The sequence below is a fragment of the Streptomyces sp. NPDC056738 genome, assembly GCF_042790435.1.
Classification (GTDB): Bacteria; Actinomycetota; Actinomycetes; order Streptomycetales; family Streptomycetaceae; genus Streptomyces.
On sequence record NZ_JBHTZF010000003.1, the window covers coordinates 546,346 to 549,103 of the forward strand.

Genomic DNA, 2,758 nt, shown 5'->3' on the forward strand with positions numbered 1-2,758 from the left:
TCGCCCGGTGGCGGGGGGAGGCGGGGGATGTGCAGGGTGCGGTCGATGAGCTCGCCGCGCTGCTGCCCGACTGGATCCGGGTGTTGGGCTCGGACCACCTCGGCACCCCCATCATCCGGGGCTACCTCGCCCGGTGGCGGGGGCAGGCGGGGGATGCTGCCAGTGCATCTGAGGCTTAAGTAGACCTCGGGTTCCTGAGATGGACCTCAGTCTCAGTTCTAGTCTCGATTGCCGCTCAATCCGGTGCGGTGCGCGCCCATCCGTGAACGTTCGGCACGCCAGCTGACCTGCAACGCGAACTCATTTACGAATGTTCCCGGACCTCTGCGGAACAAGCCCGGACAGCTTGTAATGCGTAGACCTGGCGGACGTGTACGCAAGCCTGTCCCTCCCCCGGTCTCCAGGGGAGGGACGGCCAAGGGCTAGCGAAGTGCCTGTGCGTGTAGGCGCTTCGCGACGGCCGCGAGGAGTCGGCGAAGCTTTTCCCTGTTGACGCCGTAGGTCTTGAGCGCGTGGCAGTTAGGGCACAGGGCGATCATGTTCCAGGGGACGTCAGATCCCTCTTTGGCTAGGTCTTGTACGTGGTCGACCTGCAAGATCGGGTTGCCGGCTGTGGTGAGCTCCTTGGGGTGGCCGGCGCATTCGGGGCTCTCGCAGTCGCCCTTGCTGCGTCGAATGACGGCTGCCCTGGCGCTGGCGTCACGGACGAAGCGGTCTGCGAGTGAAGGCTTCTTGAGCTGTCCGCGCCGCTTGGCGTTGGCTTCCGCGTTCTGTGTCAGACGCCTGTACGCGTCCTCGTCGCTCTCGGAGGTGTCACGCGCTTTTGGGTCTACGTCGCCGGGGTGGTAGGAGTCTGTGTCGTCGTACAGGGTGCCTGTGTCAGCGTCCAGGGCTTCGAGTACATCGGCGGGCCACGTCTCGCGCTCCGGGGAGGGGACGGGGGCCAGGATCCAGTGGAACTCGCGTCGCCACTCCTTGTCGGCTCCCCTTCCCCAGCGGAACCGGCGTTGGGTGATGACTGCCCAGGTCTCGAAGCTGAACTGTCCCTGGTAGGGCTTGTGCCAGTAGCGCAGAGGGCGTCCCGCGGCCTGGTACTCGGCCATGAGCTCGTTGCCATCGGTGATCTTTGGGTCGCCGGAGAGTCCGTCGCCCACGTAGGCGATCCAGTTTGTGTCTGGGATGCGGCTGTCGTTGTAGGGCCCCTTCTCGTCGGAGAAGGCGCTGAGGATGCCATCGGCGAGGCAGCCGATCCCTGCCATCTTCTGGCCGCCGTAAGCCCGCCAGATGGCGTCGCGATCCTTGAAGGTCTCGCCGAGTTGGGGCCGAAGTGCATCAGCCCATCGGCCTGTGAGCAGTTCGTGTAGCCCAAACTCCCTCAGCAGGTTGGGAGGCAGCGGGTAGAAGTAGCGCAGGATGAGGCCGGCCGCGACAGAGGCCGCGGCTTCAGGGTGCGCTTGCAGCAGCGAGTAGTCGTCCTCGCGGAGACCGCCAGCAGGGTCGAACCGATCCAAGGACTCAAGGGTGGGGCGCTGCCCGCGACTGGTGAGGACGAGGTCCTCCCCGCGATCAAGGACCCACAAGTCATCGCGCACGAGCGCCCAAAACGGGTACCGCGCACCATCCGCGCCGTCCTCAACCTGGGCATACTTCTCCATCAGCGGAGCTACGGCATCACGCGTGGCGGACCAGGACCGCATGCGGGGGGGGCGCCGGCCGCAGCCTGTCCAATCGCCCCCATCCAGGACAGGAAGACGAGGAAGGGCAGGCCAGAGAGCATCAATGCAGCCCATGGTAAGTCTGCCAAGGCACCTGGACAGAACGTCTTGCCGAGAGTGAGGGCATCGCCGACCTTGGAATTGCGAACCGGGACTGTCCGGTGCGGGTCCATCTGGCGCGCGTCATTCCGCCGGGTGATGGGGCAATAGCTGAGCGGCTCGGGGAGCACGGCTGGCTGTGCTGCGATTGGGATGCCTACCGTCGGCTGTCCTGCAGCCAGGACAGAACCTGCAGGGACTGTTCGAGGGCCGCCTGATGTATGTCGGGATGTGCTGCGGCCAGTTTGCGGCGAACGCTGACGGCTTCCCCGACGGCGGTCAGCGCATCATCACGCCGCCCCAGCTCCCCCAACCGGATGGAGAGGTTGTTCAGACTGGCGGCGAGGTCAGGCAGGAAGACGTCGGGGCGTGCTGCGGCCAGTTTGCGGCGAACGCTGACGGCTTCCTCGACGGCGGTCAGCGCATCCTCACGCCGCCCCAGCTCCCCCAACCGGTTGGAGAAGTTGTTCAGGCTGCCGGCGAGGTCAGGCAGAAAGACGTCGGGGCGTGCTGCGGCCAGCTTGCGGTAGACGGTGACGGCTTCCTCGACGGCGGTCAGCGCATCATCACGCCGCCCCAGCTCCCCCAACCGGTTGGAGAGGTTGTTCAGGGTCGTGGCGAGGTCGGGCAGGAGGGCGTCGGGATGTGCTGCGGCCAGCTTGCGGTAGACGGTGACGGCTTCCTCGATGGCAGTCAGCGCATCCTCACGCCGCCCCAGCTCCCCCAACCGGATCGAGAGGTTGTTCAGGGTCGCGGCGAGGTTGGGCAGGAAGGCGTCGGGGCGTGCTGCGGCCAGCTTGCGGTAGACGGTGACGGCTTCCTCGATGGCGGTCAGCGCATCCTCACGCCGCCCCAACTCCCCCAGATGGACGGAGAGGTTGTTCAGGGCCGTGGCGAGGTTAGGCAGGAAGGCGTCGGGGCGTGCTGCGGCCAGCTTGCGGCGA

Annotated in this window: 2 protein-coding genes; both read right to left on the reverse strand. The window is 66.4% G+C overall.

The window, feature by feature from the left end; translation table 11 throughout:
• Positions 1-422 precede the first annotated feature (422 nt).
• Positions 423-1,655 carry an HNH endonuclease gene (locus tag ACFRIC_RS10045; RefSeq protein ID WP_382782215.1) on the reverse strand — a complete coding sequence of 411 codons (1,233 nt, stop codon included), beginning with the start codon at positions 1,653-1,655 and terminating at the stop codon, positions 423-425.
• Positions 1,656-1,971: 316 nt separating this feature from the next.
• A partial coding sequence (locus tag ACFRIC_RS10050) for a tetratricopeptide repeat protein (RefSeq protein ID WP_382782217.1) occupies positions 1,972-2,758 on the reverse strand: 787 nt, incomplete at its 5' end.